At 33.4% G+C, this 25,947-nt stretch carries 23 protein-coding genes; 18 read left to right on the top strand and 5 right to left on the bottom strand.

Features of this window, described 5'->3' with window-relative positions; translation table 11 throughout:
- Nucleotides 1-13: 13 nt before the first annotated feature.
- From pgl to yfbR, 18 genes are all read left to right on the top strand, one after another.
- On the top strand, nt 14-712 hold the full coding sequence (gene pgl, locus J3U13_RS02475; RefSeq protein WP_267339913.1) for a 6-phosphogluconolactonase: 699 nt from the start codon (nt 14-16) through the stop codon (nt 710-712).
- A gap of 415 nt (nt 713-1,127) precedes the next feature.
- Entirely contained in the window at nt 1,128-1,574 is a 447-nt protein-coding gene (gene mraZ, locus J3U13_RS02470) for a division/cell wall cluster transcriptional repressor MraZ (protein ID WP_267339911.1), read from the top strand.
- Nucleotides 1,575-1,592: 18 nt separating this feature from the next.
- The gene (gene rsmH, locus J3U13_RS02465; RefSeq protein WP_267339910.1) at nt 1,593-2,531 is read left to right on the top strand and encodes a 16S rRNA (cytosine(1402)-N(4))-methyltransferase RsmH; all 939 of its coding nucleotides are present in this window, start codon (nt 1,593-1,595) and stop codon (nt 2,529-2,531) included.
- Nucleotides 2,521-2,898, top strand: coding sequence for a cell division protein FtsL (gene ftsL / locus J3U13_RS02460; RefSeq protein WP_267339909.1), 378 nt, complete (start codon nt 2,521-2,523; stop codon nt 2,896-2,898). Before rsmH ends, ftsL begins: the two co-directional genes overlap by 11 nt.
- The gene (gene ftsI, locus J3U13_RS02455) at nt 2,898-4,676 is read left to right on the top strand and encodes a peptidoglycan glycosyltransferase FtsI (RefSeq protein ID WP_267339908.1); all 1,779 of its coding nucleotides are present in this window, start codon (nt 2,898-2,900) and stop codon (nt 4,674-4,676) included. The genes ftsL and ftsI overlap by 1 nt, the downstream gene beginning before the upstream one ends.
- A 10-nt stretch (nt 4,677-4,686) precedes the next feature.
- Entirely contained in the window at nt 4,687-6,240 is a 1,554-nt protein-coding gene (gene murE, locus J3U13_RS02450; RefSeq protein ID WP_267339907.1) for a UDP-N-acetylmuramoyl-L-alanyl-D-glutamate--2,6-diaminopimelate ligase, read from the top strand.
- Entirely contained in the window at nt 6,237-7,592 is a 1,356-nt protein-coding gene (gene murF / locus J3U13_RS02445; protein ID WP_267339906.1) for a UDP-N-acetylmuramoyl-tripeptide--D-alanyl-D-alanine ligase, read from the top strand. Before murE ends, murF begins: the two co-directional genes overlap by 4 nt.
- A gap of 18 nt (nt 7,593-7,610) precedes the next feature.
- Nucleotides 7,611-8,693, top strand: a complete 1,083-nt coding sequence (gene mraY, locus J3U13_RS02440; RefSeq protein ID WP_267339905.1) for a phospho-N-acetylmuramoyl-pentapeptide-transferase — start codon at nt 7,611-7,613, stop codon at nt 8,691-8,693.
- Nucleotides 8,694-8,714: 21 nt separating this feature from the next.
- Nucleotides 8,715-10,049 carry a UDP-N-acetylmuramoyl-L-alanine--D-glutamate ligase gene (murD, locus tag J3U13_RS02435; protein ID WP_267339904.1) on the top strand — a complete coding sequence of 445 codons (1,335 nt, stop codon included), beginning with the start codon at nt 8,715-8,717 and terminating at the stop codon, nt 10,047-10,049.
- Nucleotides 10,046-11,197 (top strand): cell division protein FtsW, encoded by a 1,152-nt coding sequence (gene ftsW / locus J3U13_RS02430; protein WP_267339902.1) that lies wholly within the window; start codon nt 10,046-10,048, stop codon nt 11,195-11,197. Before murD ends, ftsW begins: the two co-directional genes overlap by 4 nt.
- The gene (gene murG, locus J3U13_RS02425; protein WP_267339901.1) at nt 11,197-12,249 is read left to right on the top strand and encodes an undecaprenyldiphospho-muramoylpentapeptide beta-N-acetylglucosaminyltransferase; all 1,053 of its coding nucleotides are present in this window, start codon (nt 11,197-11,199) and stop codon (nt 12,247-12,249) included. The genes ftsW and murG overlap by 1 nt, the downstream gene beginning before the upstream one ends.
- Nucleotides 12,250-12,397: 148 nt before the next feature.
- Nucleotides 12,398-13,846 (top strand): UDP-N-acetylmuramate--L-alanine ligase, encoded by a 1,449-nt coding sequence (murC, locus tag J3U13_RS02420; RefSeq protein WP_416380539.1) that lies wholly within the window; start codon nt 12,398-12,400, stop codon nt 13,844-13,846.
- On the top strand, nt 13,847-14,755 hold the full coding sequence (locus J3U13_RS02415; RefSeq protein WP_267339900.1) for a D-alanine--D-alanine ligase: 909 nt from the start codon (nt 13,847-13,849) through the stop codon (nt 14,753-14,755). It abuts the gene before it with no gap.
- A gap of 12 nt (nt 14,756-14,767) precedes the next feature.
- Nucleotides 14,768-15,595, top strand: coding sequence for an FtsQ-type POTRA domain-containing protein (locus tag J3U13_RS02410; RefSeq protein ID WP_267339899.1), 828 nt, complete (start codon nt 14,768-14,770; stop codon nt 15,593-15,595).
- 21 nt (nt 15,596-15,616) lie between these two features.
- Nucleotides 15,617-16,870: a cell division protein FtsA gene (ftsA, locus tag J3U13_RS02405; RefSeq protein ID WP_267339898.1), complete on the top strand. Its 1,254-nt coding sequence runs from the start codon at nt 15,617-15,619 to the stop codon at nt 16,868-16,870.
- Nucleotides 16,871-16,951: 81 nt separating this feature from the next.
- Nucleotides 16,952-18,091: a cell division protein FtsZ gene (ftsZ, locus tag J3U13_RS02400; RefSeq protein WP_267339897.1), complete on the top strand. Its 1,140-nt coding sequence runs from the start codon at nt 16,952-16,954 to the stop codon at nt 18,089-18,091.
- 67 nt (nt 18,092-18,158) lie between these two features.
- Nucleotides 18,159-19,073, top strand: a complete 915-nt coding sequence (lpxC, locus tag J3U13_RS02395; protein ID WP_267339896.1) for a UDP-3-O-acyl-N-acetylglucosamine deacetylase — start codon at nt 18,159-18,161, stop codon at nt 19,071-19,073.
- An 83-nt stretch (nt 19,074-19,156) separates the two neighbouring features.
- Nucleotides 19,157-19,750 (top strand): 5'-deoxynucleotidase, encoded by a 594-nt coding sequence (gene yfbR, locus J3U13_RS02390; RefSeq protein ID WP_267339895.1) that lies wholly within the window; start codon nt 19,157-19,159, stop codon nt 19,748-19,750.
- Between the two features lie 469 nt (nt 19,751-20,219).
- Here yfbR and J3U13_RS02385 read toward each other — a convergent pair whose 3' ends face one another.
- The 5 genes from J3U13_RS02385 to J3U13_RS02365 all read right to left on the bottom strand — a co-directional run bounded on the left by J3U13_RS02385 (nt 20,220) and on the right by J3U13_RS02365 (nt 25,842).
- On the bottom strand, nt 20,220-20,858 hold the full coding sequence (locus J3U13_RS02385) for an autotransporter outer membrane beta-barrel domain-containing protein (RefSeq protein WP_267339893.1): 639 nt from the start codon (nt 20,856-20,858) through the stop codon (nt 20,220-20,222).
- Nucleotides 20,859-21,004: 146 nt separating this feature from the next.
- The gene (locus J3U13_RS02380; protein ID WP_267339891.1) at nt 21,005-22,150 is read right to left on the bottom strand and encodes a hypothetical protein; all 1,146 of its coding nucleotides are present in this window, start codon (nt 22,148-22,150) and stop codon (nt 21,005-21,007) included.
- Nucleotides 22,151-22,275: 125 nt separating this feature from the next.
- On the bottom strand, nt 22,276-22,947 hold the full coding sequence (locus tag J3U13_RS02375) for a response regulator (RefSeq protein ID WP_267339889.1): 672 nt from the start codon (nt 22,945-22,947) through the stop codon (nt 22,276-22,278).
- A complete protein-coding gene (gene dcuS, locus J3U13_RS02370) occupies nt 22,940-24,568 on the bottom strand; it encodes a DcuS/MalK family sensor histidine kinase (protein WP_267339887.1) in 1,629 nt (542 codons plus the stop codon). The genes J3U13_RS02375 and dcuS overlap by 8 nt, the downstream gene beginning before the upstream one ends.
- 116 nt (nt 24,569-24,684) lie before the next feature.
- The gene (locus tag J3U13_RS02365; protein ID WP_267339885.1) at nt 24,685-25,842 is read right to left on the bottom strand and encodes an NAD(P)-dependent malic enzyme; all 1,158 of its coding nucleotides are present in this window, start codon (nt 25,840-25,842) and stop codon (nt 24,685-24,687) included.
- Nucleotides 25,843-25,947: the final 105 nt, after the last annotated feature.

Raw genomic sequence — 25,947 nt, 5'->3', positions numbered from 1 at the left:
AGGAAAATTAAATATGTTTACGTTAAACAAATATGAAAATAGTCAGTTTTTGATTGAAGATTTAACCTCACATATTGTTAATGCTTTAAAACAAGCAATTGAAAAAAAAGGTCATGCTTCTATTGCTGTTTCTGGAGGTAAAACGCCTATTCCATTATTTAACTTACTTAGTCAACAAGATCTAGAATGGAATCGAGTTTTTATCACGTTAGTTGATGATAGATGGGTTGATGATACTGATAATGCTAGTAATGAAAAGTTAGTCATGACCTATTTGTTACAAAATAAAGCAAAATTAGCTAATTTTATAGGACTAAAAAATAGTTATGATAATCCATTTGATGGTGCTGAACTTACTGACGAAACTTTAAATAAAGTACCAATGCCTTTTGATGTAATCATTTTAGGTATGGGAGAAGATGGTCATACAGCATCATTATTCCCTGGTGCAGCTAATTTGCAATTGGGCTTAGATATGAAATCAGGACGAAAGGTTGTTGGTATGACTCCTTTAACAGCCCCTCTTGATCGTATTACTCTGACTTTGCCGACTATTTTAAATAGTACAAATATCTATTTGCTTTTAGTTGGAGAAAGTAAAATGGCAGTATTAGAGCAAGCAGAAAATGGTGATGATGTTAATCAAATGCCAATTCGAGCTATTCTACATCAAAATAAAGTTAAAGTAACTGGATTTTGGTCAGCTTGCTAAATGATATAAATTAGCCGACATTTGTCGGCTAATGATTTTTAAATAAATTAATTAATTTGTTGTAAAATTTCATTAATTCCTGTCGTTACTAATTCAAAAAATTTCTACTCATATAAATCTATATCATTAATCAATGTGTAATTTTTATGGTCAAAGGTAGTAGCATCATGTGAATTTTATTTTTAACACTCTGTTATTATTTAAAATAATAACTTTTGTGATTTTTGGCTTATTTATATTAAAAATAAAAAAAACTGTACTATTAAACAATTAGAAATTAATTAATTAAATGCCTATTAATTTTGTAACTTTTGTGGTAAAAAGTGGGGTTAAGTGGCAAGAAAGTCATAATTATTTAACCAATTGATTATTAACAAATAAAAAATAATTAAAATTTATTACTAACGGTGCTTTTATGTTCAGCGGTGCAACTTCAGTCACTTTAGATAGTAAAGGGCGAATGGCTATCCCTACTCGCTACCGTGAATTTTTGTCTGAAGGTATGGTTTGTACTATTGGATTATATCATTCTTGTCTTACCCTTTACTCCATGTCTGAATGGAAAAGAATCGAGCAACAACTTTCAACACTATCAACAGTGGTTGAGGCTGAACGTAGAGTTAAACGGTTATTATTAGGTTATGCAATTGAGTGTCCAATGGATAATTCAGGTAGAATTTTGTTACCGCCAACGTTACGTGCATATGCCAAATTAGAAAAACATATCATGTTTGTTGGACAATCTAATAAATTCGAGATTTGGGATGAAGTAATATGGTATCAACAAATTAGTGAAGATATCGCTGCATTACCATCCGATATTGCTAATTTATCTGATAATTTGAAAAGTTTAACTATTTAACAAAGAGTAAAAAAATTAATGAGCTATCAACATACAACAGTTTTATTAGGTGAAGCTGTAACAGCATTGAATATAAAAAAAAACGGCATTTATGTTGATGGAACTTTCGGCCGAGGTGGACATTCTCGACTGATACTTGAACAACTTGGCGAACAAGGAAAGTTAATTGCTATAGATCGTGACGCTTTAGCACAACAAGCCGCAACAGAAATAAAAGATCCGCGGTTTACGTTTATTCGAGGAGAATTTTCTAATGTTTATCAATATATTGATAATTTAGGATTACTCGGTAAAGTTGATGGTTTTTTATTAGATCTTGGTGTCTCATCACCTCAATTAGATGATCCACAAAGGGGATTTTCTTTTATGCGTGATGGCCCTTTAGATATGAGAATGAATAGCCATAGAGGTATGACTGCGAGTGAATGGTTATTGAGTAGCGATGAAAGCAATATTGCTTGGGTACTAAAAACATTTGGTGAGGAAAAGTTCGCTAAGCGTATTGCACGGGCCATAGTTGAACAAAATAAAATTTCACCAATAACCCGAACTTTAGAGTTGGCGAATTTAATTGAACTAGCCACACCTAAAAAAGATAAATATAAACATCCTGCAACTCGAAGTTTTCAAGCAATACGCATTTATATCAATAGTGAATTGGAAGAAGTTGAGCAGGCACTAAATAGTAGTTTATCAGTACTTGCTGACCAAGGCCGATTAGCAATAATTAGTTTTCATTCTTTAGAAGATAGAATAGTTAAACAATTTATTAATAAAAACAGTAAAGGACCAGAACTCCCTGCTGGATTACCACTAACAGAACAACAAATTAAACAATATGGTCGGGCTAAATTGAAAACACTTGGCAAAGTTAAACCAAGTGATGATGAGATTAACCACAACCCTCGTTCACGAAGTGCAATATTAAGGGTAGCTGAAAGGAAAAATGAACGGTAATCAAAATAATGATTTTGATAACTTATATGCAGAAATTGATAGCCAAAAAAGGCCAAGAAAGAGTCTATTTGGTCTAATTATTGGTGATCTCATTGAGTATCAAAAATTTTCATTACTATTACTAGTTCTTATAATTTTGTCTGCTGGATGTGTATTAATCACAACTCAGCAGGTTCGTAAGCAGCTATCTGAACGTGAACAACTTCTATTAGAGCAAGATGTATTAGAAAGTGAATGGCGTAATTTAGTCATTGAAGAAAATGTACTTGCAGATCCAAAACGTGTTGAATACAGAGCAAAAAATGAATTAGGTATGTCTTACGTGACACCGCAAAATGAAACCGTTATTGTGATAAAGAGTAAATAATGAAACCTGTTATAAAAAATAATAAAGATAAATCTAAAAAGGTTTTAAAGACAAATAAAGTAAATAAACTGAATAATAAAAAACAGTTTTTTACTCCTAATCGTTTCTATGTTGTATATGGTTTTATTATTTTTGCTATTGTTTGTTTAATTATCCGAATGGCAATTTTGCAAATCATTGAACCAGATAAACTTATTGCTGAAGGTGATAAGCGATCCATTCGTCATCAAGAGATGGATGCTCCAAGAGCCATGATTACCGATCGTAATGGGCGAGCATTAGCTGTTAGCGTACCAATGTTTGATGTTTGGGCTGATCCAAAAATTGTTGTGCAAAAAGGCGGTGTAAAAGCTACTGATATAAGGTGGCAAGGATTAGCAAAAATTCTTAATATTCCGATGTCAACGCTTGAGCAAAAATTGAGTAATCCGTCTATGCGTTTTGTTTATTTATCTAAACAGATAACGCCGACAATTTCGAATTATTTAAAACAATTAAAATTGCCAGGGATTTCATTTGCAAAAACTTCAAAACGATACTATCCGGCAGCAGAGAACGTTGCTCAACTTATTGGTTTAACTGATATCGATGAAAATGGTACAGAAAAAGGCGCTGAAGGTATCGAGAAAACTTTTAATAAATGGTTAACGGGTGAATCAGGGCAAAGAGTTATTAGACGTGACAGAGTAGGGCGCGTTATTGAAGAAATAGAACGAACCGAAAGTGAAGCAGCAGAAGATTTAATATTAAGTATTGATGAAAGGTTACAATCTTTAGTTTATAGCGAGCTTAGTCAAGCTGTTACATTTAATCAAGCAGACAGTGGTACTGCAGTTTTAATTGACGTACATACCGGAGAGATTTTAGCGATGGCAACTAGTCCATCTTATAATCCTAATAATCGCTCATCAATTGATTATAATTTGCTGCGTAACCGTGCTGTAACAGATGCATTTGAACCGGGTTCTACTGTAAAACCTCTAGTTGTTATGGCTGCGTTAGAGAAGAAAATCGCGGATTTGAATACCATTATTGATACTAGACCTTTTTTAGTCAATCGTTATGAGATTAAAGATGTGTCATATCAAAAATCATTAAATTTAGCAGGAATTTTGGAAAAATCGAGTAACGTTGGCGTGAGTAAATTAGCTTTGCAAATGCAGTCTAGCGAACTTGTTGAGTATTATAGTCGTTTTGGCTTAGGGCAAACAACAGGACTTGGATTAGGTGGAGAAGTTAATGGGTCAATAGCCGCAGAGCGAACCAGAAAATGGGCTGATATTGAAAGAGCAACTTTCGCCTTTGGATATGGATTAAGTGTGACACCACTACAGTTAGCAAGAGCCTATGCAACTATTGGTAGTTATGGAATTTATCGACCTGTTTCTATTTTAAAAGTAAATACCCAAGTCGATGGTCAGCGAGTTGTGCCAGAAAAAATAGCTAAAATAGTAGTTCAACTAATGGAAGCTGTAGCTGTTTCAGGTGGTGGAGCAAAAGCCTCCGTACCTGGTTATAGTGTCGGGGTTAAAACAGGCACAGCTAAAAAATTATCGAGTGGACGCTATGTTAATCAATATTTAGCGTACACAGCAGGGATTGCACCAGCAACAAGGCCAAAATATTCGTTGGTCGTTATAATTGATAATCCGAAAGCTGGTCAATATTACGGAGGTTCGGTTTCTGCTCCAGTTTTTAGTCGAATTATGGGGGGAGTACTTAGAACTATGAATGTTAAACCAGATCGGCAAATTGACGGTCAAACGATTATTTATTAATAGGTGGTAAATGATGGCTACAAGCACATTTAAATCATTATTTAAATTATTAGGAGGACAACACACTCAAAAATTAAATGATTTCCCGCTTAATAATTTGCAAATTGATAGTCGCAAAGTGAAAAAAAATGATGTATTTGTTGCTATCAAAGGTTATTCAGTTGATGGACGAAAATTTATTCCTCAAGCTATTACAGCGGGCGCTGTTGTTGTTTTAATTGAAACTTATAAGAAATCGAATGATTTAAAAATTGATTATTTGAAGAAAGATGATCAATCGCTTATACCACAGATAAGTGTTTTTCAACTTTCACAGCGTTTATCCGCTATTGCAAATGATTTTTATCATTCTCCATCAAAAAAATTAACGGTTATTGGTGTGACAGGTACAAATGGAAAAACAACAATTACGCAGCTTATTGCTCAATGTACAACACTTCTTAATGACAAAACAGCTATTTTAGGTACCATCGGAAATGGAATCTATAATCATCTAAAACCATCAGTTAATACAACGGCATCCGCTATAGATGTTCAATCATTATTAGCTGATTTTGTAAAAAAACATGTCAAAGTTTTGGCGATGGAAATTTCATCTCATGGATTAGTAATGAATCGAGTGAAAGGTTTGAATTGTGCAGCAACGGTATTTACTAATTTAAGTCGTGATCATCTTGATTATCATAAAACCATGAGTAAATATGCTAAAGCAAAATGGTCATTATTCAATCCTGATGAAAAAGAAAAGCAAGTTTCAAATTCAGGTAAGTCAATCATTAACTATGATGACAAATATGGTAAACGTTGGATTGATAAGCTTTTAGAAGTAACAGCTGTGTCTTGTCAGCCTAAATCTTTAAAACGCTTAAAAGCATTAAATATCCCTTACGTTGGTGTATCTATGATCGAATATCACGATAAAGGTGCCAAAATTCATATGGAATCAACTTGGGGTAATGCCATTATTAACAGTCGATTATTAGGTGAATTTAATGTGTCTAACATTTTGCTATCTATAGCAACATTATTAACGCTTGATTATCCATTTTTTGCAGTAATTAATATGGCATCTTTTCTTAAACCAATCTGTGGACGAATGGAAGTCATACATTCAAACAATAATCCAACAATTATTGTTGATTATGCTCATACTCCTGATGCGCTACAAAAAGCATTACAAGCAAGTCGAATTCATTGTAAAGGAACTTTATGGGTAATTTTTGGTTGTGGTGGAGACAGGGATGTAGGGAAAAGGCCTTTAATGGCTGAAATAGCCGAGCAATTTGCTGACAAAGTAGTATTAACTAATGATAATCCTCGCACCGAAGATGAAATGAATATCATTCGGGATATAGAACAAGGTTTTTATAATAATCAAGAAACACAAGTGATTACAGATAGAAAACAAGCTATTATGCAAACACTTGCACAAGCAAAAGCGAATGATGTGATTTTAATTGCAGGAAAAGGTCATGAGGACTATCAAATTATTGGTAAAACGAAGTACCACTATTCAGATCAGGAAACAGTCAGACAGTTACTAGGAATTGAGAATCAATTATGATCCCATTAAGTATTGAAAAAATAAAGCAAGTGATCAATGGAAAATCTTATTATATCGATAATGAGAATAGGGTAGTTGAGGCTATTAGTACCGATTCGCGAAAAATTTCTAATATGTCTGTATTTATTGCACTTATTGGTGATAATTTTGATGGTCATGAATTTGTCGATCAAGCTATAAAAAATGGTGCTATTGCGGTGATAGTTAATCATAAAATTGATAGTGAAATACCACAAATTATTGTAAGCAATACTCATTTGGCTTTGAGTAAAATAGCTGCATATATTCGCCAACAAAGCAAAGCAAAAATTGTAGCACTTACTGGTTCTTCTGGTAAGACATCAGTTAAAGAAATGATCGCTTCTATTTTACAAAATTGCGGACAAACGCTTTATACACAAGGTAATTTTAATAATGATATTGGTGTACCATTAACGCTATTTCGTTTAACTCGGCAAGATCAGTTTGCCGTTATAGAATTAGGCGCTAATCATATCGGTGAAATTGCTTATACAACCAATATTGTTAAACCTCAAAGTGCTTTAATTAATAATATTTCTGAGGCGCATCTTGAAGGTTTTGGTTCGATCGAAGGTGTTGCAATAGCTAAAGGTGAGATTTTTCGGGGGTTATCCAATGATGGTATTGCAATTATTAATTTGGATAGTTGCAGTGATAAATGGTTTACTCAATTAACAAATAAAACTGTCTGGACTTTTTCTTTGAATAATTCGTCGGCAGACTTTTATGCTAGTAATATTCAACTTTCTGAATATACAAGATTTATTTTACATTCCCCTCATGGCGAATGCGAAATTATATTACCATTAATTGGAGAGCATAATATTTCTAATGCTATTGCAGCTTCAGCTTTAGCTATTTCGGTTGGTGCCAATTTTGAACAAGTAGTTAAAGGCTTATCTACTTTGAACCCAGTGAAAGGTCGGTTATTTCCAATAAAACTAAATCGAACTCAACTAATTTTAGATGATACTTATAATGCCAATGTTGGTTCAATGTCTGCTGCGCTCAAAGTTTTAGCAAAGCAGCAAGGATATCGAGTATTTGTTGTTGGTGATATGGCTGAACTTGGCAGTGAGGCAGAAAAATATCACCAAAAAATAGGCGAGATAGCTAAACAAGAGCAAATTGATTGTGTAGTAAGTGTTGGTATACTTAGTCAGGCTATCAGTGAGTTTAGTGGTGTAGGACACCATTTTAGTAATAAACAAGATGCAGTTAGCTATTTGCTAACTTTACTACGTCAGTATCCAAAATTAACTATGCTTGTTAAAGGGTCGCGTAGTGCAAAAATGGAAGAACTCATCGAAAAAATATATATTAAACAATAGTGAGTCAGGATAAAAATTATGTTGGTTTTATTATCAGAATATTTGGTTAAATATTTTACTTTTTTTCATGTTATCTCTTATTTAACGGTAAGAGCTATTTTAGGTTTATTAACTTCATTAGCTATTTCGTTAATTATGGGACAAAAAGTCATTAATTGGTTGCAAAAATTACAAATTGGTCAAGTTATTCGTAATGATGGTCCAGAATCTCATTTAAGTAAAAAAGGCACTCCAACTATGGGAGGAATTTTAATTTTAGCCTCTATTTTGTTATCCGTATTTCTATGGGCCGATCTTCGCAATCCTTATGTTTGGATATCATTATTTGTATTAATTGGTTACGGAATAATTGGCTTTGCTGATGATTATTTAAAAGTCATTCGTAAAAATAGTGCAGGGTTGATTGCAAGATGGAAGTATTTTTGGCAATCGTCAATTGCCTTAGTTGTAGCTTTTGGTCTTTATGCTTATGGTAAAAATAGCTCAGTTACAGTGCTCGTAGTACCATTTTTTAAAGATGTCATGCCACAATTAGGTATATGTTTTATTTTACTTACTTATTTTGTCATCGTAGGCGCTGGTAATGCCGTTAATTTAACAGATGGACTCGACGGACTTGCGATTATGCCAACGGTATTTGTTGCAGCTGGATTTGCACTGGTTTCTTGGGCAACAGGTAATGTCAATTTTGCTGCTTATTTACATATTCCGTATATAAAATTTAGTGGTGAGTTAATGATTATTTGTACCACTATTATTGGTGCTGGGCTAGGTTTCTTATGGTTTAACACCTACCCCGCGATGGTATTTATGGGAGATGTTGGTTCATTAGCTTTAGGTGGAGTCTTTGGCATTATCTCTGTTTTACTAAGGCAAGAATTTTTATTACTGATAATGGGCGGTATTTTTGTTATTGAAACTTTATCGGTTATATTGCAAGTGGGTTCCTTTAAATTACGGGGAAAAAGAATATTTCGTATGGCACCCATTCATCATCACTATGAATTAAAAGGTTGGCCAGAACCTCGTGTAATTGTGCGGTTTTGGATAATCTCATTAATGTTAGTTGTAATTGGCTTATTAACTTTGAAATTACGTTAATAAAAATATCAGGATTAAATTATGGTTAACTATCAGGGCAAAAATATTGTTATTATTGGATTAGGCATCACAGGTTTATCTTGTGTTGATTATTTTCTTGCTCAAAATGTTATTCCTAAAGTCATTGATACCCGTCTAAAACCGCAAGGATTAGAACAATTAGATGATCGCATTGATTATCATTTAGGGGCATTAAAAATTGATTGGCTATTAGCTGCTGATTTAATTATTGTCAGTCCTGGTATTGCCCTATCCTCACCTGAATTGAAACAAGCATCTCACAAAGGTATTGAAATTATAGGCGATATTGAGCTGTTTTGTCGTGAAGTGAATCAACAAGAAAATAAAAAAATTGTTGCAATTACTGGTGCGAATGGAAAAACGACAGTGACAACTTTAGTTGGTGAAATTGTTAAGTCTGCAGGTATTAAAGTTGGTGTTGGAGGTAATATTGGTGAACCAGCATTATCTTTATTAAATCAAGATTGTGAAGTATATGTACTTGAACTATCTAGTTTTCAATTAGAAACAACAAATAGTCTAAAAGCCACAGTCGCTACAATTTTAAATATATCCGAAGATCATATGGATCGTTATCCATTAGGTCTAAAGCAATATACAGCGGCTAAACAACGGATTTATCATAATGCGAGATATTGCATAATTAACCATGATGATCAATTAACTGTACCATTATCTAAACATCATCATACAGTTTCATTTGGATTAAAAGAAGGTGATTACCATTTAGATGAGCTATGTGAATATTTAATTGCTCAAAATCACCCCGTACTGTCAACTCAAGATATGAAACTAATAGGTTGTCATAACTATCTTAATGCTTTGGCTGCATTAGCTATTTCCGATAAATTAAATATAGATAGGCAGTTAAGCTTAGTTACAATTATGACATTTCAAGGTTTACCGCATCGTTTTGAGTTGGTTTTAGAACAAAATGGTGTGAAATGGATTAATGATTCTAAAGCAACGAATGTTGGTAGTACTGAAGCCGCATTGAAAAGTGTTGTCTGTCATGGAAAATTATATTTATTATTAGGTGGGGATGGAAAATCAGCTGATTTTTCTCCTTTAATTCCTTATTTACAAGATAAAAATCTTGAAATTTTTTGTTTTGGTCGAGATCGTAATTTACTTGCTGAATTAGCGCCTAATTTATCTACCGTTATAGAAACGATGACAGATGCTATGCAAATTATAGCTCGGAAAGTACTATCAAGAGATGTAGTCTTGCTTTCCCCTGCTTGTGCAAGTTTGGATCAGTTTAGAAATTATATTGAGCGAGGAAATCTCTTTGCCTATCTTGCCAAGCAATATGTTCTAAGGAGTGAAAAATGACACTTTTAGGAATAAAAAAACAAGTTAATCCTAATATACCATTTGATAATTCATTACTTTGGATAATCCTTAGTTTAATGGTATTTGGTTTGATAATGGTCACATCAGCGTCAATGTCATTTAGTGAAAGCGATCCTTTTTTTTATACACGGCGAGAACTGATTCAGATAACAATTTCATTGTTATTGATGATTATTACTTTATATATTCCTATGCAACGATGGCAACAATTTGGATCTGCATTATTAATTGTTGCCATTATAATGTTAATTGCAGTTTTAGGTATAGGTTCTTCAATCAATGGTGCTTCAAGATGGATTCCGTTAGGTGTTTTTAATTTTCAACCAGCGGAGTTAGCTAAATTATCCCTTTTTATCTTTTTAGCAGGGTATTTATCAAGAAAATCTGATGAAGTCCAAAATCGATTTTGGGGATTTTTTAAACCTATGGTTGTAATGACAGTTCTTTCTATTTTGTTACTCAAACAACCTGATTTAGGGACAGTTATTGTATTATTTATGGTGACAATCGGCATATTATTTATAGCTGGAGCTCAATTGTGGCAATTTATTGCTATTTTATTAACTGGTGTTGGTGCTGTAATTTGTTTGATATTGTTTGAAGCTTATCGTTTAACTCGTTTATTAACCTTCCTTGATCCTTGGCAAGATGCGACAGGTTCGGGATATCAGTTAGTTGCATCATTAATGGCAATCGGTAGTGGTGGTATCACCGGTCAAGGAATGGGTAATTCAATTCTTAAATTAGGCTATTTACCAGAATGTCATACTGATTTTATTTTTTCAATTATTTCGGAAGAATTTGGTTACGTTGGTGTAATTACCTTATTAATATTACTTTTCTTTTTAACATTTAAAGCATTGGCCATTGGATACCGAGCATTAAATGACGGTTCACTGTTTTCAGGATATTTAGCTTGTGAAATAGGTATTTGGTTTGGTTTTCAAACATTTGTGAATATTGGAGTTACATCAGGTATGTTACCAACTAAAGGATTAACATTACCATTTATTAGTTATGGTGGTTCAAGTCTTATAGTAATGAGCATTGCTGTAGCAATATTACTAAGAATTGATTTCGAATTTAGACAAAAACAATCGCAAGCAAGAATTAGGATTATAAAGTAATGAAAAAATTGTTAGTTATGGCAGGTGGTACAGGAGGTCATGTTTTTCCTGGTATTGCAGTTGCGCATTATTTGATGAAACAAGGTTGGCAAGTGAGATGGTTGGGTACTGCAGATAGGATGGAAGCGCGTCTTGTACCTGAAAATGGTATTGATATTGATTTTATCGAGATTTCAGGATTACGTGGAAAAGGGGGAATGGCATTATTAAAAGCACCTTATAAAATTTTAAAAGCAGTATTACAAGCTAGAAAAATTTTAAAAACTTATCGTCCTGATGTTGTCCTAGGCATGGGGGGATATGTTTCTGGTCCAGGTGCTATAGCGGCTAAAACTCTTGGTATACCTATTGTATTGCATGAACAAAATGGTATAGCTGGCTTAACTAATAAATATCTTGCAAAATTTGCAACTAAAGTGTTACAAGCATTTCCAACGGCATTTAATAAAGCTGAACTAGTGGGTAATCCGGTACGAAATGATTTGTTAACTATTACAAATCCAGAGGTAAGATTTAAAGATCGAAATGGACCTATTAGAGTATTAGTTATGGGAGGCAGTCAGGGAGCAAAAGTTATTAATGACATAGTACCTCAAGCGATAACAAAGTTATCCGATAACTTTGTGGTATGGCATCAGACAGGTAAAGGGATGTTGAATTCTGTCTCTCAATCTTATCAAAATTGTGATATGACAAAGAATAAGGTTACTGAATTTATTTCTGATGTAGCTGAAGCTTACAGCTGGGCTGATATAGTAATCTGCCGTAGTGGAGCATTAACTGTAAGTGAAATTGAAGTTGTTGGAATTGGTGCAATATTTATTCCATTTATGCATAAAGATCGCCAGCAATATTGGAATGCAAAATCTTTAGCCGATATCGGAGCAGCATATATTATAGAACAACCAAATTTTAATGTTGAAGTGTTATCAAGTTTATTATTGAATTTTAATCGTGATAAGTTAACAGATATGGCCATTAAAGCAAAAAGTTTATCTATTGTCGATTCTACAGAAAAAGTGGCTGAAACTATTTGTTCAGTGGTAAAATAATAATTTTTACATAACGTTATGTAATGGTTTCGGTTAATTTGTAGTTTTGAGTTAAATGTTTTATTGAAATTATAAATTCGTAATATGAACTGAGTTTTCCATAAAGATTTGACGATAAACACTAAATAAAATGATTAGGAGTTAAATAGTGAATACTAAGGAATTAGCTGAATTAAGAGCAATTATTCCCGTAATGAAACGTGTTAAACATATCCATTTTGTTGGGATTGGTGGCGCAGGAATGGGGGGCATTGCTGAGGTTCTGGCTAATGAAGGGTACCAAATTAGTGGTTCAGACATTGCTGAAAATGCGGTTACTCAACACTTAGAAACATTAGGTGCAAAAATTGTTATTGGGCATGCCGCTGAAAATGTGCGTAATTCAAGTGTTGTCGTTATTTCTTCAGCTATTTCACAAGATAACATTGAAGTAATTACAGCACGTGAAGCTCGTATACCGGTTATTCAAAGAGCAGAAATGTTAGCTGAATTGATGCGTTTTCGATATGGTATTGCAATAGCAGGCACTCATGGTAAAACTACTACAACGGCAATGGTTACAGCTATTTATGCTGAGGCAAAACTTGATCCAACTTTTGTTAATGGTGGTTTAGTTAAAGCTGCTGGAACACATGCTAGATTAGGTAGCAGTCGTTATTTTATTGCAGAGGCAGATGAAAGTGATGCGTCATTTCTTCATTTACAACCAATGGTATCTATAGTAACAAATATAGAGCCTGATCATATGGATACTTATAACGGTTGTGTTGAAAATCTCAAACAGACCTTTATTTCGTTTTTACGTAATCTTCCGTTTTATGGTTTAGCTATTATGTGTTATGACGATCCAATTAATCGTGAGTTATTGCCAATTGTTGGTCGTAAAATCATCACTTATGGATTCAATGAAGAGGCAGATATTGTTATTAAAAATTATCGTCAGGAAAGAGGTGTTAGTTATTACACCGTTTGTCGCCCTGATCGCCAAGATTTACAAATTGAATTAAATGCACCAGGAAAACATAATGCCCTAAATTCAGCAGCTGCTATCATTGCTGCAACTGAAGATGGTATTGATGATGAATCTATTGTAAAAGCTTTGGCTAAATTTGCAGGTACTAGTCGACGTTTTGATTTATTAGGTATTTTTCCTAATTCAGATGGGGGCGATGTCATGATGGTTGATGATTACGGTCATCATCCAAGTGAAGTTAATGCAACCATTCAAGCTGCAAGAAATGGTTGGCCGGATCGTAGATTAGTTATGTTATTTCAACCACATCGATATACACGCACTCGAGATTTATTTGATGATTTTGCACAAGTATTATCACAAGTTGATGCGCTTGTTATGTTAGATGTCTATTCAGCTGGTGAGCAACCAATTGCTGGCGCTGATAGTCGTTCATTATGTCGTACTATTCGCAATCGAGGTAAAGTTGACCCCATTTATGTGTCTGATTTAAATCTATTACCTGAAATTATGCAAGAAATATTAAAAGGTGGAGATCTTTTATTGACACAAGGTGCTGGTAGTGTTGGTCGAGTTGCACGTCAGTTGGCCAATACACAATTATTTTCAAAAGAGGAATTATAAATGGTTGATAAAGTTGCCATATTATATGGTGGTACCTCTGCAGAGCGAGAAGTGTCGCTTAAATCAGGTAATGCGGTTCTAACCGGTTTATTAGCAAATGGTATTGATGCACATCTTATTGATACAAAAGATCACCCTATAACTAATTTAAAACAAGAAGGATACACCAAGGCTTTTGTAATTTTACATGGGCGAGGTGGTGAAGATGGTATTGTTCAGGCAATATTGACTTATCAAAATATTCCTTATACTGGCAGTGACGTATTGTCTTCAGCATTAACAATGGACAAATTAAAAACTAAATTAGTTTGGAAATCATTAGGTTTACCTGTTGCTGATTATGTAATGGTGGAAAAAACGCAATCCATTGATATTGACGATATTGTTAAACAATTGGGTTTACCCTTGTTTGTTAAACCTAGTCATGAAGGTTCAAGTGTAGGTATGACTAGGGTTAATCAAGTATCGGAATTAAAAGCTGCCCTTGAGATTGCTTTTAAATATGATAGTGTTGTGATGGTTGAATCATTTTTATCAGGTCCAGAATTTACAGTGGCAATAGTAGGAGATGAAGTTTTACCTTCAATTTACATTAAGCCATCTACCCAATTTTATGATTATGATGCAAAGTATTTATCAGACTCAACTCAATATTTTTGTCCAAGTGGATTATCTGATGAAAAAGAACAAGAAATCCGTAAATTAGCTTTGGATGCTTATAAAGCTGTTGGTTGCAGAGGTTGGGGAAGAGTCGATATTATGTTTGATGATAGTCAAAAACCATATTTACTTGAAGTTAATACTGCTCCTGGTATGACAGATCATAGCTTAGTTCCAATGGCAGCTAAACAACATGGTTGGTCATTTAATCAACTAGTTAGCCAGATATTACAACTAGCAGCAGTTTAACTGGCTAATTTTATGAAACAAGTTAGACAAGCAGCACATAGAAGAGATGAAAGAAGAAGGCTGCTTATTTTTCGCAGTAAAGAACATTTGATGGGATTTTTGTTCTTTATTGTGATTATTCTAATAAGTGCTTGGATTGTAAAAAGCATTAAAAACTGGATGGATGATCCTGAACAAATGGTACTGTCACAGTTAACATTAAGTGGTGAGCACATTTTTACAACAGAAGATGATCTTCGTGAGGCAATTTTAGGATTAGGTTTGCCTAATACTTATGTTGGGCAAGATGTTGTTGATATTCAGCAAGAAATAATGAGATTTCCATGGGTTAAGCAAGCGAGTGTGCGAAAACAGTGGCCGGATAGATTAATTGTCTACGTAGAAGACTATAAGCCAGCCTATTATTGGAATGATTTGTTTTTTCTTGATAAAAAAGGAAATGTTTTTAGTGTGCCATCGGATCGTATCGCTGATTTAAAGTTATCAAGGCTTTATGGTCCAGAGGGTAAAGCTAAATCTGTACTTGAAAATTATTATAAATTAGAAAATCTTTCTAAAAAATTAGCTAATAATCAGTTGGCATTACAGATTAACGCTACAATATCTGATGAGCGTAATTCTTTACAACTGATGGTTACACAATGTATAGCTGGTGTATGCGATGAAAATCAGGAAATAAAATTAGTGTTGGGAAATAAAAACATTGAAGAACGTTATGAGCAATTTATTAGATTGTTTCCTGAAATTAAGTCAAAAACGCCGGTTGATGAAAGAATAATAGTCGCTGATTTACGTTATGAAAATGGTATTTCAGTACAAACAGAGAAAATAGCGCAGTAAGGAATCAATAAAGGCTGAAATATGAAAGCAACAGAAAAAAAATTGGTTGTTGGATTAGAAGTTGGTACCTCTAAAGTACTTGCTCTCGTTGGTGAAGTTCTTCCCGATGGTATTATAAATATTATCGGTGTAGGTCATTGCCCATCAAAAGGGGTTGATAAAGGTGGTGTTAACGATCTCGAGTCGGTAGTGAAATCAATCCAACGAGCAGTTGATCAAGCAGAGCTAATGGCTGACTGCCAGATATCTTCCGTTTATTTAAGCCTTTCAGGAAAACATATTCGTTGTCAAAATGAAATTGGTATGGTGCCAATTGCAGAAGAAGAAGTGACAGCAGAAGATGTTGAAAATGTTGTGCATACAGCAAAATCAGTTCGAATTTTAGATGAACACCGTATACTGCATGTGATTGCTCAAGAATATTCTATTGATTTACAGGAAGGGATAAAAAATCCAATCGGTTTATCAGGTGTACGAATGAAAGCAAAAGTACACTTAGTTACTTGTCATAACGATATGGCAAGAAATATTGTAAAAGCTGTTGAACGTTGTGGATTGAAGGTGGATCAACTTATTTTTTCTGGTTTAGCTTCTAGCTATGCCGTATTAACTGATGATGAAAAAGAACTTGGTGTCTGTGTCATTGATATGGGGGGAGGGACAATGGATGTAACTGTCTATACAGGTGGTGCATTACGACATTCCGTTGTCATACCTTATGCAGGAAATGTAGTTACTAGTGATATTGCTTATGCATTTGGTGCACCTCCGATGGATGCTGAAAATATTAAAATCCGTTATGGATGTGCCGTAGGATCGCTAATTGGTAAAGATGAAGTGATTGATGTGCCAAGTGTTGGTGGAAGGCCATCACGTTCTTTGCAAAGACAAACGCTTGCTGATGTCATTGAACCCCGATATTCAGAGCTTCTTTCATTAGTACAAAAAGAGTTGCTCACATTACAAGATGAGCTGAAAAAACAAAATGTCAAATATCAATTAGCAGCAGGGATTGTATTAACCGGTGGCGCAGCACAAATTAAAGGAATGGTTGAATGTGCTGAAAAAGTTTTTCAAAATCAAGTGCGTATAGGTCATCCTTTAAATATTTCGGGCTTAACGGATTATGTACAAAAACCTTATTGCTCAACAGCAGTAGGATTATTGCATTATGGAAAACAGAGTTTATTAAATGATGACTCTAAAGATAGTGATAAATCATCATTAAAAGGGATAGCTAAACGTTTGACCGGTTGGTTTAAAAAAGAATTTTAGCTAATATATTACAAGAACTTCGTGGACATTGCAGGCGGTTATCTGTACAATGTTCGTAGAGCGTAAATTTGGAGATAAGTTATGTTTGAGCCTATGGTTGCAGATGATGAACCAGCAGCAGTCATTAAAGTTATTGGTGTAGGTGGTGGTGGCGGTAACGCTGTCGAACATATGATTGCTGAACATATCGAAGGTGTAGAGTTTTTTGCGGCAAATACAGATGCACAAGCATTGCGAAGAATTAAGGTAGGTCAAACTATCCAAATCGGTACCAATGTTACTAAAGGACTTGGTGCTGGAGCCAATCCTGAAGTGGGTAGAAACTCTGCTGAGGAAGATCGTGAAGTAATTCGTAGTGCTATTGAAGGTGCTGACATGGTGTTTATTGCTGCTGGAATGGGTGGTGGCACAGGAACAGGTGCAGCACCAGTAGTTGCTGAAATAGCTAAAGAGTTAGGTATTTTAACTGTTGCTGTTGTGACTAAACCTTTCGGTTTTGAAGGTAAAAAGCGCATGGCTTTTGCTGAGCAAGGTATAGCTGAATTAGCAAAGCATGTAGATTCGCTTATTACGATACCAAATGATAAATTATTAAAGGTGTTAGGTCGTGGAGTTAAACTGCTTGATGCTTTTGCAGCAGCTAATGGCGTGTTAAAAGGTGCAGTGCAAGGTATTGCAGAGCTGATTACTAAACCAGGTCATATTAACGTTGACTTTGCCGATGTCAGAACGGTTATGTCTGAAATGGGATATGCTATGATGGGTTCAGGCTGTGCGAGTGGTGATAATCGTGCTGAAGAAGCGGCTGAAATGGCAATTTCAAGCCCTTTACTTGAAGATATTGATTTATCGGGAGCTCGTGGTGTCCTTGTCAATGTTACAGCTGGTTTAGATCTTGGATTAGAAGAGTTTGAAACAGTGGGTAGTACAGTTAGAGCTTTTGCTTCTGATAACGCGACTGTTGTGGTTGGTACGACTTTTGATCCAGATATGTCAGATGAGATTCGAGTAACGGTTGTAGCAACAGGTATTGGTATGGACAAACGTCCAGAAGTAAAAATAGCTAAACCAATGACTCAAAATCCATTATTTGGTCAAAGTGGTAATTTAGGACAACAAGAAGAGAGATTAGCTAAAGTTGTGAATGAACAAGGTATTTCTCCTCTTGAAGAAAATAAAATTTTAGATATTCCTGCATTTATCCGTAAGCAGGCAAATTAGTATTGAACTTAGTTGATTTTTTATTGTCTAATATTTCAGTAAAAACAAATAGAATAGTAGGTGCAAAGTGAAACAAAGAACATTAAAAAAGACAATACAAGCGACAGGTGTTGGTTTGCATACTGGCAAAAAAGTTACTTTGACCTTACGTCCCGCACCTGAAAACACAGGGGTTATTTATCGTCGTACTGATTTAAATCCGTATGTGGATTTCCCTGTTGATGCTAAATCTGTGCGTGATACTATGCTTTGTACATGTCTAGTGAATGAAGATAATGTTCGCATTTCAACTGTTGAGCATATTAATTCAGCATTAGCAGGTCTTGGTATCGATAATATTATTATTGAAGTTAATGCGCCAGAAATTCCAATTATGGATGGTAGTGCAAGTCCATTTGTATATTTATTACTTGATGCAGGTATTACTGAACAAAATGCATTAAAAAGATTTTTGCGAGTTAAAGAAACAGTTCGAGTTGAAAACGGCGATAAATGGGCAGAATTAAGACCGTATAATGGTTTTAGATTAGATTTTACTATCGACTTCCATCATCCGGCTATTGATAGTAGCTCACAGCGTTATCAATTAGATTTTTCGTCTGAATCTTTTATTCGCCAAATTAGCCGAGCAAGAACATTTGGTTTTATGCGAGATATTGAAGCGTTACAATCAAAAGGGTTATGCTTAGGTGGTAGTTTGGATTGTGCTATTGTTGTTGATGACTACAAAGTACTTAATGAAGATGGTTTACGTTTTGAAGATGAATTTGTTCGTCATAAAATGCTTGATACTATTGGTGATTTATTCATGAGTGGTCATAACATGATTGGTGAAGTTGTTTGTTATAAATCAGGTCATGCTTTAAATAACCAATTATTACAATCATTGTTGGTAAACCAAGAAGCATGGGAATATGTAACATTTACTGAAGAGCAAAATGTTCCACTTGCTTTAGGTACACAACAACTTGTTTTAGCATAAAATTCTAAAGTAATACATTTTAATCGATTGAACGCTTCCAATTATATGGAGGCGTTTTTATTTTTTAAAAAAGAGATTTTTATATGAACGGCAGCCATTTTTTTGCTCATTTATCACGATTAAAATTAATTAATCGTTGGCCATTAATGCGTAATGTGAGAACTGAAAATGTATCTGAACATAGTTTGCAAGTTGCTTTTATTGCACATGCCTTAGCAATTATTAAAAATAAAAAATTTAATGGTAATGTTAATCCTGAACGAATTGCATTATTGGCTATGTATCATGATGTTTCAGAAGTAATAACAGGAGATTTACCAACACCAACGAAATATTATAACCCACAAATCACGGTTGAATATAAAAAGATTGAAAAAATAGCACAGCATAAGCTTATAAATATGCTTCCTAAAGAGTTACAAGATGAGTTTAAATTATTAATTGATGATGACTATTATGATGAAGCAGAAAAAAGTATAGTAAAGCAAGCTGATGCATTATGTGCGTATTTAAAAACGATTGAGGAACTGAGTGCTGGCAATAATGAATTTAGATTAGCAGAACAGCGTTTAAAAAAAACCTTATCACAACGTCATAGTCCTGAAATGGACTATTTTTTAGAAGTCTTTGTTCCAAGTTTTAAGTTATCTTTAGATGAAATCACTATGGATTATTAGTAGATTTTAATATTCAAAAAAATGATTATTGAGGTCTAGATGCTCATAAAAAATATATGCAACATCCTATTGTTATTTTAGATGATTAAAAATTAAATTTAGCAAGCACAGTAATATAGTTTGAGTTTGTCTTGCTTTCGCCAAAATATTGATAGTCAATATTAAGATCAATAAGATTATAATTATAGGTTAGTTCCAATCCTAGATTGTATTGATTATTAGATCGATTAGAGGTATGGGAACTCATTTTAGATATTCCATTAATTCCATTGATAGTGATATCACTATCAAATTCATTATGACTTAAATTAACTGTATATCCTGATTTTGGAAAATTAAATAATCAATTTTCAGATCCAGAGGAATTAATAATGTCGAATTTGATGCTTTACCATATTTAACTAGGTCAATTTTATTATAGCTAGCATTATGTGAACTGTTTTCTGTATAGAGGTAATTTAAACTTATACTAGGCGTTAAATTTAACTTTCTTTAACTTGCCAATTATATCCAATAGTATTCCCAATATTCCAAGTATTACTGTGAAATTTCTCATTAATTGAATAATAATTATCATAGGTATTAAGATGATTTTTCCATAAGTGTAACCAACATAAGCAGAAATTATAATATTATTTGGAAAACTATAGCCAGAATATAATCGGATTCGATAATTACTTATATCGGAATTATTTGAGGATGCAGCATTATCTTTGTATTTACCCGAAGTATAACTCAACGTTGTGCCGACTAAAAAATTATCAATTATTTTTTTATCATATCCTACTATGAAACCACTAGATGTATATTTGTATCCAGAGATGTCATAGTCATTATTTGTATTTCGAGTATAATTAAACGAATGCATTGTGATTTCTGTTAAATGTAATCCATGATGATTATTGTATAATCCTGCTAAATTCTTGTTGAAATATAGAGCTGTATTTCTATTTTCAATTGCCAAATTTCCTTTTCCTATAGCTGCTAGAATTTCCCAATTCAAATCTCCAGCTAAAGATTTATCAGAACTTACATTGCCATTTTGGGCTATATTGTAAAGTGATTCGTACGATACTTTTGCTAAATTTTGAGCAAAAACCTTGAGCAATATTTTTAATTTGAGTACCTAATTGCTCATAGTAACGATAAATTTGTCGTTCTGCCGCCAATTTTGCATGATGTAGATCACTGAAATTGGTTACATTGCTTGCATTTACAAATTGAAGTTTATTTCCTATTTTTTTAAAGTTTAAATCACCATAAATATTTTGAATTAGTGGGTTTAGTTTCACCATCATTAATATTAGAAATATTTAATGAATTATTTGCAGATAAAACGGTAGCATTTATTTCAGAGGAACTATATTTGAGACTGTATTTAATAAAATCATCGATTGCAGAGATTTTAGCGTAAGATAAGATATTAACATTATCTCCATGAATATTGTTATACTGTTTGGTCTCTGATATTCCAAAATTAAGCGTTCCAGCAATATTCAAATGGGAAGTATGATTATTGTGATCACTTATATGTAATGAACCTTTAGATGACTCTATAGTGGCTGTTTTATCAATATTAAGTTGTCCATTAGATGAAAGTTTTACAAAACCATCCCCTCTACTGGAAGTTAATTGACCTTTATCCATCACATCAAAATTACCACCACGACTCAAATCAACAGTTGCCCCATGCATAATGATCATTTTTCCGGTTTTTCCTATTAAAACAGAGGATCTTTGAATATCATTATTGGTTGTTTCTAATACTGTTTTAGCACCGATAATTTCTATATCGCCACCAGTTAGATTAAAACTACGTGTAATAAGTCTTGCAGGAGATGATGATGTTCCTGCTAAATGGTTATCACCACTACGGATATTAGTATCACCTTCTACCTTCACTGTTGTCCCCGTACCCATGACGTTACCAGATAAAATCATGAGCCCGCCTCTTTTTTTGTCTGCACCTAATTCAACATTAATGTTTCCTGTTACATGTACATCAATATTATAATCGATAGGAGCATACGGAAAATCAGTATGCAGCCCTAAATACTCGGTAAAGAACTTGGTATCGAATTTACCAATCCAAGTATCATTAAAAATTTGAAAATTACCATTAACCGTCATATTGATATCACTGTTAGCAATGGAAGCAGATTCTTTTGCCGTTTTACCAGTAAAACCAAGATGAAATGATCCCTTATTATGAACGATTAAACTATCGGATGTTGTAATATTGATAGGTAGATTAATATTGTTTGTTAGAAAATAACGTTCATTAATCTGATTAAAGGGTAAGACAATATCTGTTGATGCATCATAATTATAATTATAAGCATTAGCATAACTTGTGCCAAATACAGTTGTTATGAGAAAAGAAATTGGTTTGATCTTCATTGTTTTATTTAAAAAATTTTTATAAAGAAATGAAATGATAAACGATTAAAAATGATAATCAATAAATTATAAATTGAGTGTATATTGATTTAACTGAATATCTGATTATTTGAAAGCAGTAAAAATTATTTTTTATAAATATAATGTTTTACAGGACGGCCAATAGATAAATAAGTCAAATAACTTTCAAGTTCGCCTAATTCTTCTAAATAATCGAGATATTTTTTTAAAGATATCCTTGATAAAGTAATTAGTTTAACAATATTGCTCATTGAAAATTCTTTATTATAGTTAATAATAACCTCTCTAACTTTTTTTAGTGTTTGGCTATCAATACCTTTAGGAAGATTTTTATATTGAATAGTAGGTTTTGCAAAAATCCGATCATCTAACTGATGTTGATTAAGTCTTGTTGAGGATGATAATAAACGAATGCGTTCTTGATATGAAATAAGTGCTATTCTTAATCGCTCAAAAGTAAAAGGTTTAACTATATAATCAATTACTCCTAACCGTAATGCTGTTTGGATATCACTAGCGTTACATGCAGCTGTAACCATTATTATATCAATTTGCGGATAACTAATACGTATATGTTGTAAAAGTTCAAGCCCATTTAGTTTTGGCATAAAGACATCAAGTAAAATGAGATCAATATGGTTATCATGAATAAAATGTAATGCTTGTTCTCCATCATTGACATTAGCAATTAAATTGAAACCTGTGATCATTTGTAAATATTTTTTGTTTAATTCAGCAACCATAGGATCATCTTCAACTATTAAAACTTCAATCATGAATTTCTTTCTCTCTATAGATCTCTTTCAAAGGTAATAATACTTTAAAACAGGCACCTTTTTTATTATCTAAATCACATAATTGAATATAACCATTTAATTCATCAATGCTTGCTAAAACCAAATAAAGTCCAATCCCTCGATTATCCCCTTTAGTTGAATATCCTTTTTGAAAAATATAGTGTGTATCTTCTTCAGAAATACCTTTACCATTATCATTAATTTCCATTTGAAAGGTCTGATTGGATATAATTAAATTCACATCTATCTGTTTTTTATCTAAAAATTGAACTGCATCTAAACCATTATCAATGAGATTACCAAGAATTGTTATCAAACCATGTGTTACAGAGGGATTGGGAATCACTTTTAATTCACCATCAACATTCAAAGATAGACTAACACCTAGTTCTCTCGCCCTGATAAATTTGCTGTTTAAGAAACCAGCAAGAATAGGATCTTTTATTGTTTGACTAATCACATTTGATTCAGCTTGTTTATTACCTATTATTTCCTTCAAGTACTCAATGAGTTCTTGCTTATTATTGTTGCATGCTAAACCATAAATTACATGTAATTTATTGTTGAATTCATGAGATTGAGAACGTAATGCATCGACATACCGATTCACACCGGTAAGATTTTCGGCCAACTGTCGAACCTCAGTCATATCCCGAAACGAAGCAATGGCTCCAACTAATGATTCTCTTACAAACAAAGGTGTCCTATTGGTAAGAATCACAACACCATTAATGTTTTGTTCACAATCATATTGTGCAACACCAGTCATCATGACTTCATATAATCGGGTATTGGGAATAATGTCATCAATTTGATGTCCAATAATATTCTCTTTACTGTTATTAATGCGTAATATGCGCCTTGCTTCATTGTTAATTTGGGTAATAAAGCCTTGACGATTAACCACAACGATACCTTCTTTAACTGTTCTTATAATTGCATTTCTTTCTTCAAATAGCTGCGCCATTTCTAATGGCTCAAGTCCATGTAGGATTTTTTTTATATTACGAGAAAGCAATGAGGCCAAAATGATAGCAATGACTAATGATGCAACCAGTGATAACCAAATTGGTTGACTTGTCTTTGCAGCTAAATGATCAATTTTCTTTAGAGTTTGACCTACCAGTATTCCGCCAATTTGATGATTGTGTTCATTAAAAATAGGGCTAAATGCACGTACAGAGTTACCTAAAGTTCCTTTAGCGATTGATGTGTAAGATTCACCTTTTAATGCTCTTTGTTCATCACCGCCAACAACGAATCGACCTATTTTATTTTTATCAGGATGAGAGTAACGTACACCTTGCATATTGAAAATGACGACAAAATCGACTTGCGTCAATCTTCGGATTTGTTCAGTATTTATTTGAATAAAATCTAGATTTAGTAGGGTTGGGCTTTGCATTTTATCAATAAAATCATTTGAATTTGAAATTATATTAGCTATTTTTTCAACTTGTTGACGCGAATGATCGAAATACTCGTCGTTCACAACATGAATAATGTATATATTTTGTACAATCACTGAAAGTATAAAAACCAAACAAATCAGTGTGATGAGTTTAGCTTTCAGTGTTAATCGATTAAAGAGATACTTCATTTTTATTATTCAATTTTTTAATACCAACATTATTGTTCTAACGTATTAAATACCTACTAACAAAAAAATTATTAGTAGGTGTATTTGAAATAAATTAGATAATTTCAGAATGATCACTACTCTTTAGCTGCATTTTTTACACTTTCTGCAACTATTTTTGCCACATTGGGTTCAAAGGCATTTGGTAAGATACAATCTGCTGACAATTTATCATTAGATACGATGCTCGCTAACCCTTTAGCGGCTGCTAATTGCATTTCCAACGTAATATTTTTGGCTCTCGCATCTAAAGCCCCTCTAAAAATACCAGGAAAAGCAAGTACATTGTTGATTTGGTTTGGATAATCACTACGTCCTGTACCAACAATGTAAGCACCAGCTGCTTTGGCTTCTTCTGGAAAAATTTCAGGTGTTGGATTAGCCATGGCAAAAATAATTGATTTTTCTGCCATTGTAGAAACCCAATCAGGTTTTAACACACCAGGTGCTGAAACACCAATGAACACATCTGCATTTTTTATTGCATCTTGTAAGGTTCCTCGCTGTCTTGAACGATTAGTTCGTTTTGCTATTGCTATATGATGGGAAGGTAAAGAGCTATCATCTTCAGATAAAATTCCTATTTTATCGACAACTTTAAGATCTGTTACCCCAGCTGCTAGTAACATATCTGCAATAGCTAATCCAGCGGCTCCCCCACCATTTATAACTACCTTAGCTGATTCAATACTTTTATTTACAACTTTCAAGGCATTAAATAATGCAGCTAAAACAACAATTGCAGTACCATGCTGGTCATCATGGAAAACAGGAATATCTAAGATTTCTTGGAGACGTTTTTCAATTTCAAAACACCGTGGAGCACTGATGTCTTCAAGATTAATGCCACCAAAGGATGGAGCCAGCGCAGCAATATAATTAACTAGTTCATCAGAATCTTGTGTATTTAAAGATAAGGGAATTGCATCTACATTCGCAAATTGTTTAAATAATATTGCTTTACCTTCCATAACCGGAATAGCTGCTTCTGGTCCAATGTTACCAAGTCCCAATACCGCTGATCCATCGGTAATAACCGCCACTAAATTACGTTTACTCGTATACTCATAAACAGATTCAGGATTTTTTGCGATCTCAGTACAAACTGCTGCCACACCGGGAGTATAAGCAACGCTAAGATCCGACATTGAATTAACCGGTACTTTTGAGTGGATTTCAAATTTACCATGCTTTTGTTTACTGATGGCTAAAGCTTTTTCTTGAACTGTTGTCATAATTATTCCTTTCCAATTTCACTTAAAAAATATCAAATCAATAATTAATATTTTGTTATTGATATTGTATTAATTATTCTTAAAATTATCACTCTCCATTAGTTT

Origin of the sequence: Gilliamella sp. B2887, assembly GCF_026537015.1 — a bacterium.
Taxonomy (GTDB): domain Bacteria; phylum Pseudomonadota; class Gammaproteobacteria; order Enterobacterales; family Orbaceae; genus Gilliamella.
The sequence above is the reverse complement of the archived record's forward strand: the minus strand, read 5'-3'. Positions and strand labels throughout refer to the sequence as shown.

Bases quoted from the DNA above. Each gene is read 5' to 3' on its own strand.
- pgl (WP_267339913.1), top strand. From the start codon at position 14: ATGTTTACGTTAAACAAATATGAAAATAGTCAGTTTTTGATTGAAGAT.
- mraZ (WP_267339911.1), top strand. From the start codon at position 1,128: ATGTTCAGCGGTGCAACTTCAGTCACTTTAGATAGTAAAGGGCGAATG.
- rsmH (WP_267339910.1), top strand. From the start codon at position 1,593: ATGAGCTATCAACATACAACAGTTTTATTAGGTGAAGCTGTAACAGCA.
- ftsL (WP_267339909.1), top strand. From the start codon at position 2,521: ATGAACGGTAATCAAAATAATGATTTTGATAACTTATATGCAGAAATT.
- ftsI (WP_267339908.1), top strand. From the start codon at position 2,898: ATGAAACCTGTTATAAAAAATAATAAAGATAAATCTAAAAAGGTTTTA.
- murE (WP_267339907.1), top strand. From the start codon at position 4,687: ATGATGGCTACAAGCACATTTAAATCATTATTTAAATTATTAGGAGGA.
- murF (WP_267339906.1), top strand. From the start codon at position 6,237: ATGATCCCATTAAGTATTGAAAAAATAAAGCAAGTGATCAATGGAAAA.
- mraY (WP_267339905.1), top strand. From the start codon at position 7,611: ATGTTGGTTTTATTATCAGAATATTTGGTTAAATATTTTACTTTTTTT.
- murD (WP_267339904.1), top strand. From the start codon at position 8,715: ATGGTTAACTATCAGGGCAAAAATATTGTTATTATTGGATTAGGCATC.
- ftsW (WP_267339902.1), top strand. From the start codon at position 10,046: ATGACACTTTTAGGAATAAAAAAACAAGTTAATCCTAATATACCATTT.
- murG (WP_267339901.1), top strand. From the start codon at position 11,197: ATGAAAAAATTGTTAGTTATGGCAGGTGGTACAGGAGGTCATGTTTTT.
- J3U13_RS02415 (WP_267339900.1), top strand. From the start codon at position 13,847: ATGGTTGATAAAGTTGCCATATTATATGGTGGTACCTCTGCAGAGCGA.
- J3U13_RS02410 (WP_267339899.1), top strand. From the start codon at position 14,768: ATGAAACAAGTTAGACAAGCAGCACATAGAAGAGATGAAAGAAGAAGG.
- ftsA (WP_267339898.1), top strand. From the start codon at position 15,617: ATGAAAGCAACAGAAAAAAAATTGGTTGTTGGATTAGAAGTTGGTACC.
- ftsZ (WP_267339897.1), top strand. From the start codon at position 16,952: ATGTTTGAGCCTATGGTTGCAGATGATGAACCAGCAGCAGTCATTAAA.
- yfbR (WP_267339895.1), top strand. From the start codon at position 19,157: ATGAACGGCAGCCATTTTTTTGCTCATTTATCACGATTAAAATTAATT.
- J3U13_RS02380 (WP_267339891.1), bottom strand. From the start codon at position 22,150: ATGAAGATCAAACCAATTTCTTTTCTCATAACAACTGTATTTGGCACA.
- J3U13_RS02375 (WP_267339889.1), bottom strand. From the start codon at position 22,947: ATGATTGAAGTTTTAATAGTTGAAGATGATCCTATGGTTGCTGAATTA.
- dcuS (WP_267339887.1), bottom strand. From the start codon at position 24,568: ATGAAGTATCTCTTTAATCGATTAACACTGAAAGCTAAACTCATCACA.
- J3U13_RS02365 (WP_267339885.1), bottom strand. From the start codon at position 25,842: ATGACAACAGTTCAAGAAAAAGCTTTAGCCATCAGTAAACAAAAGCAT.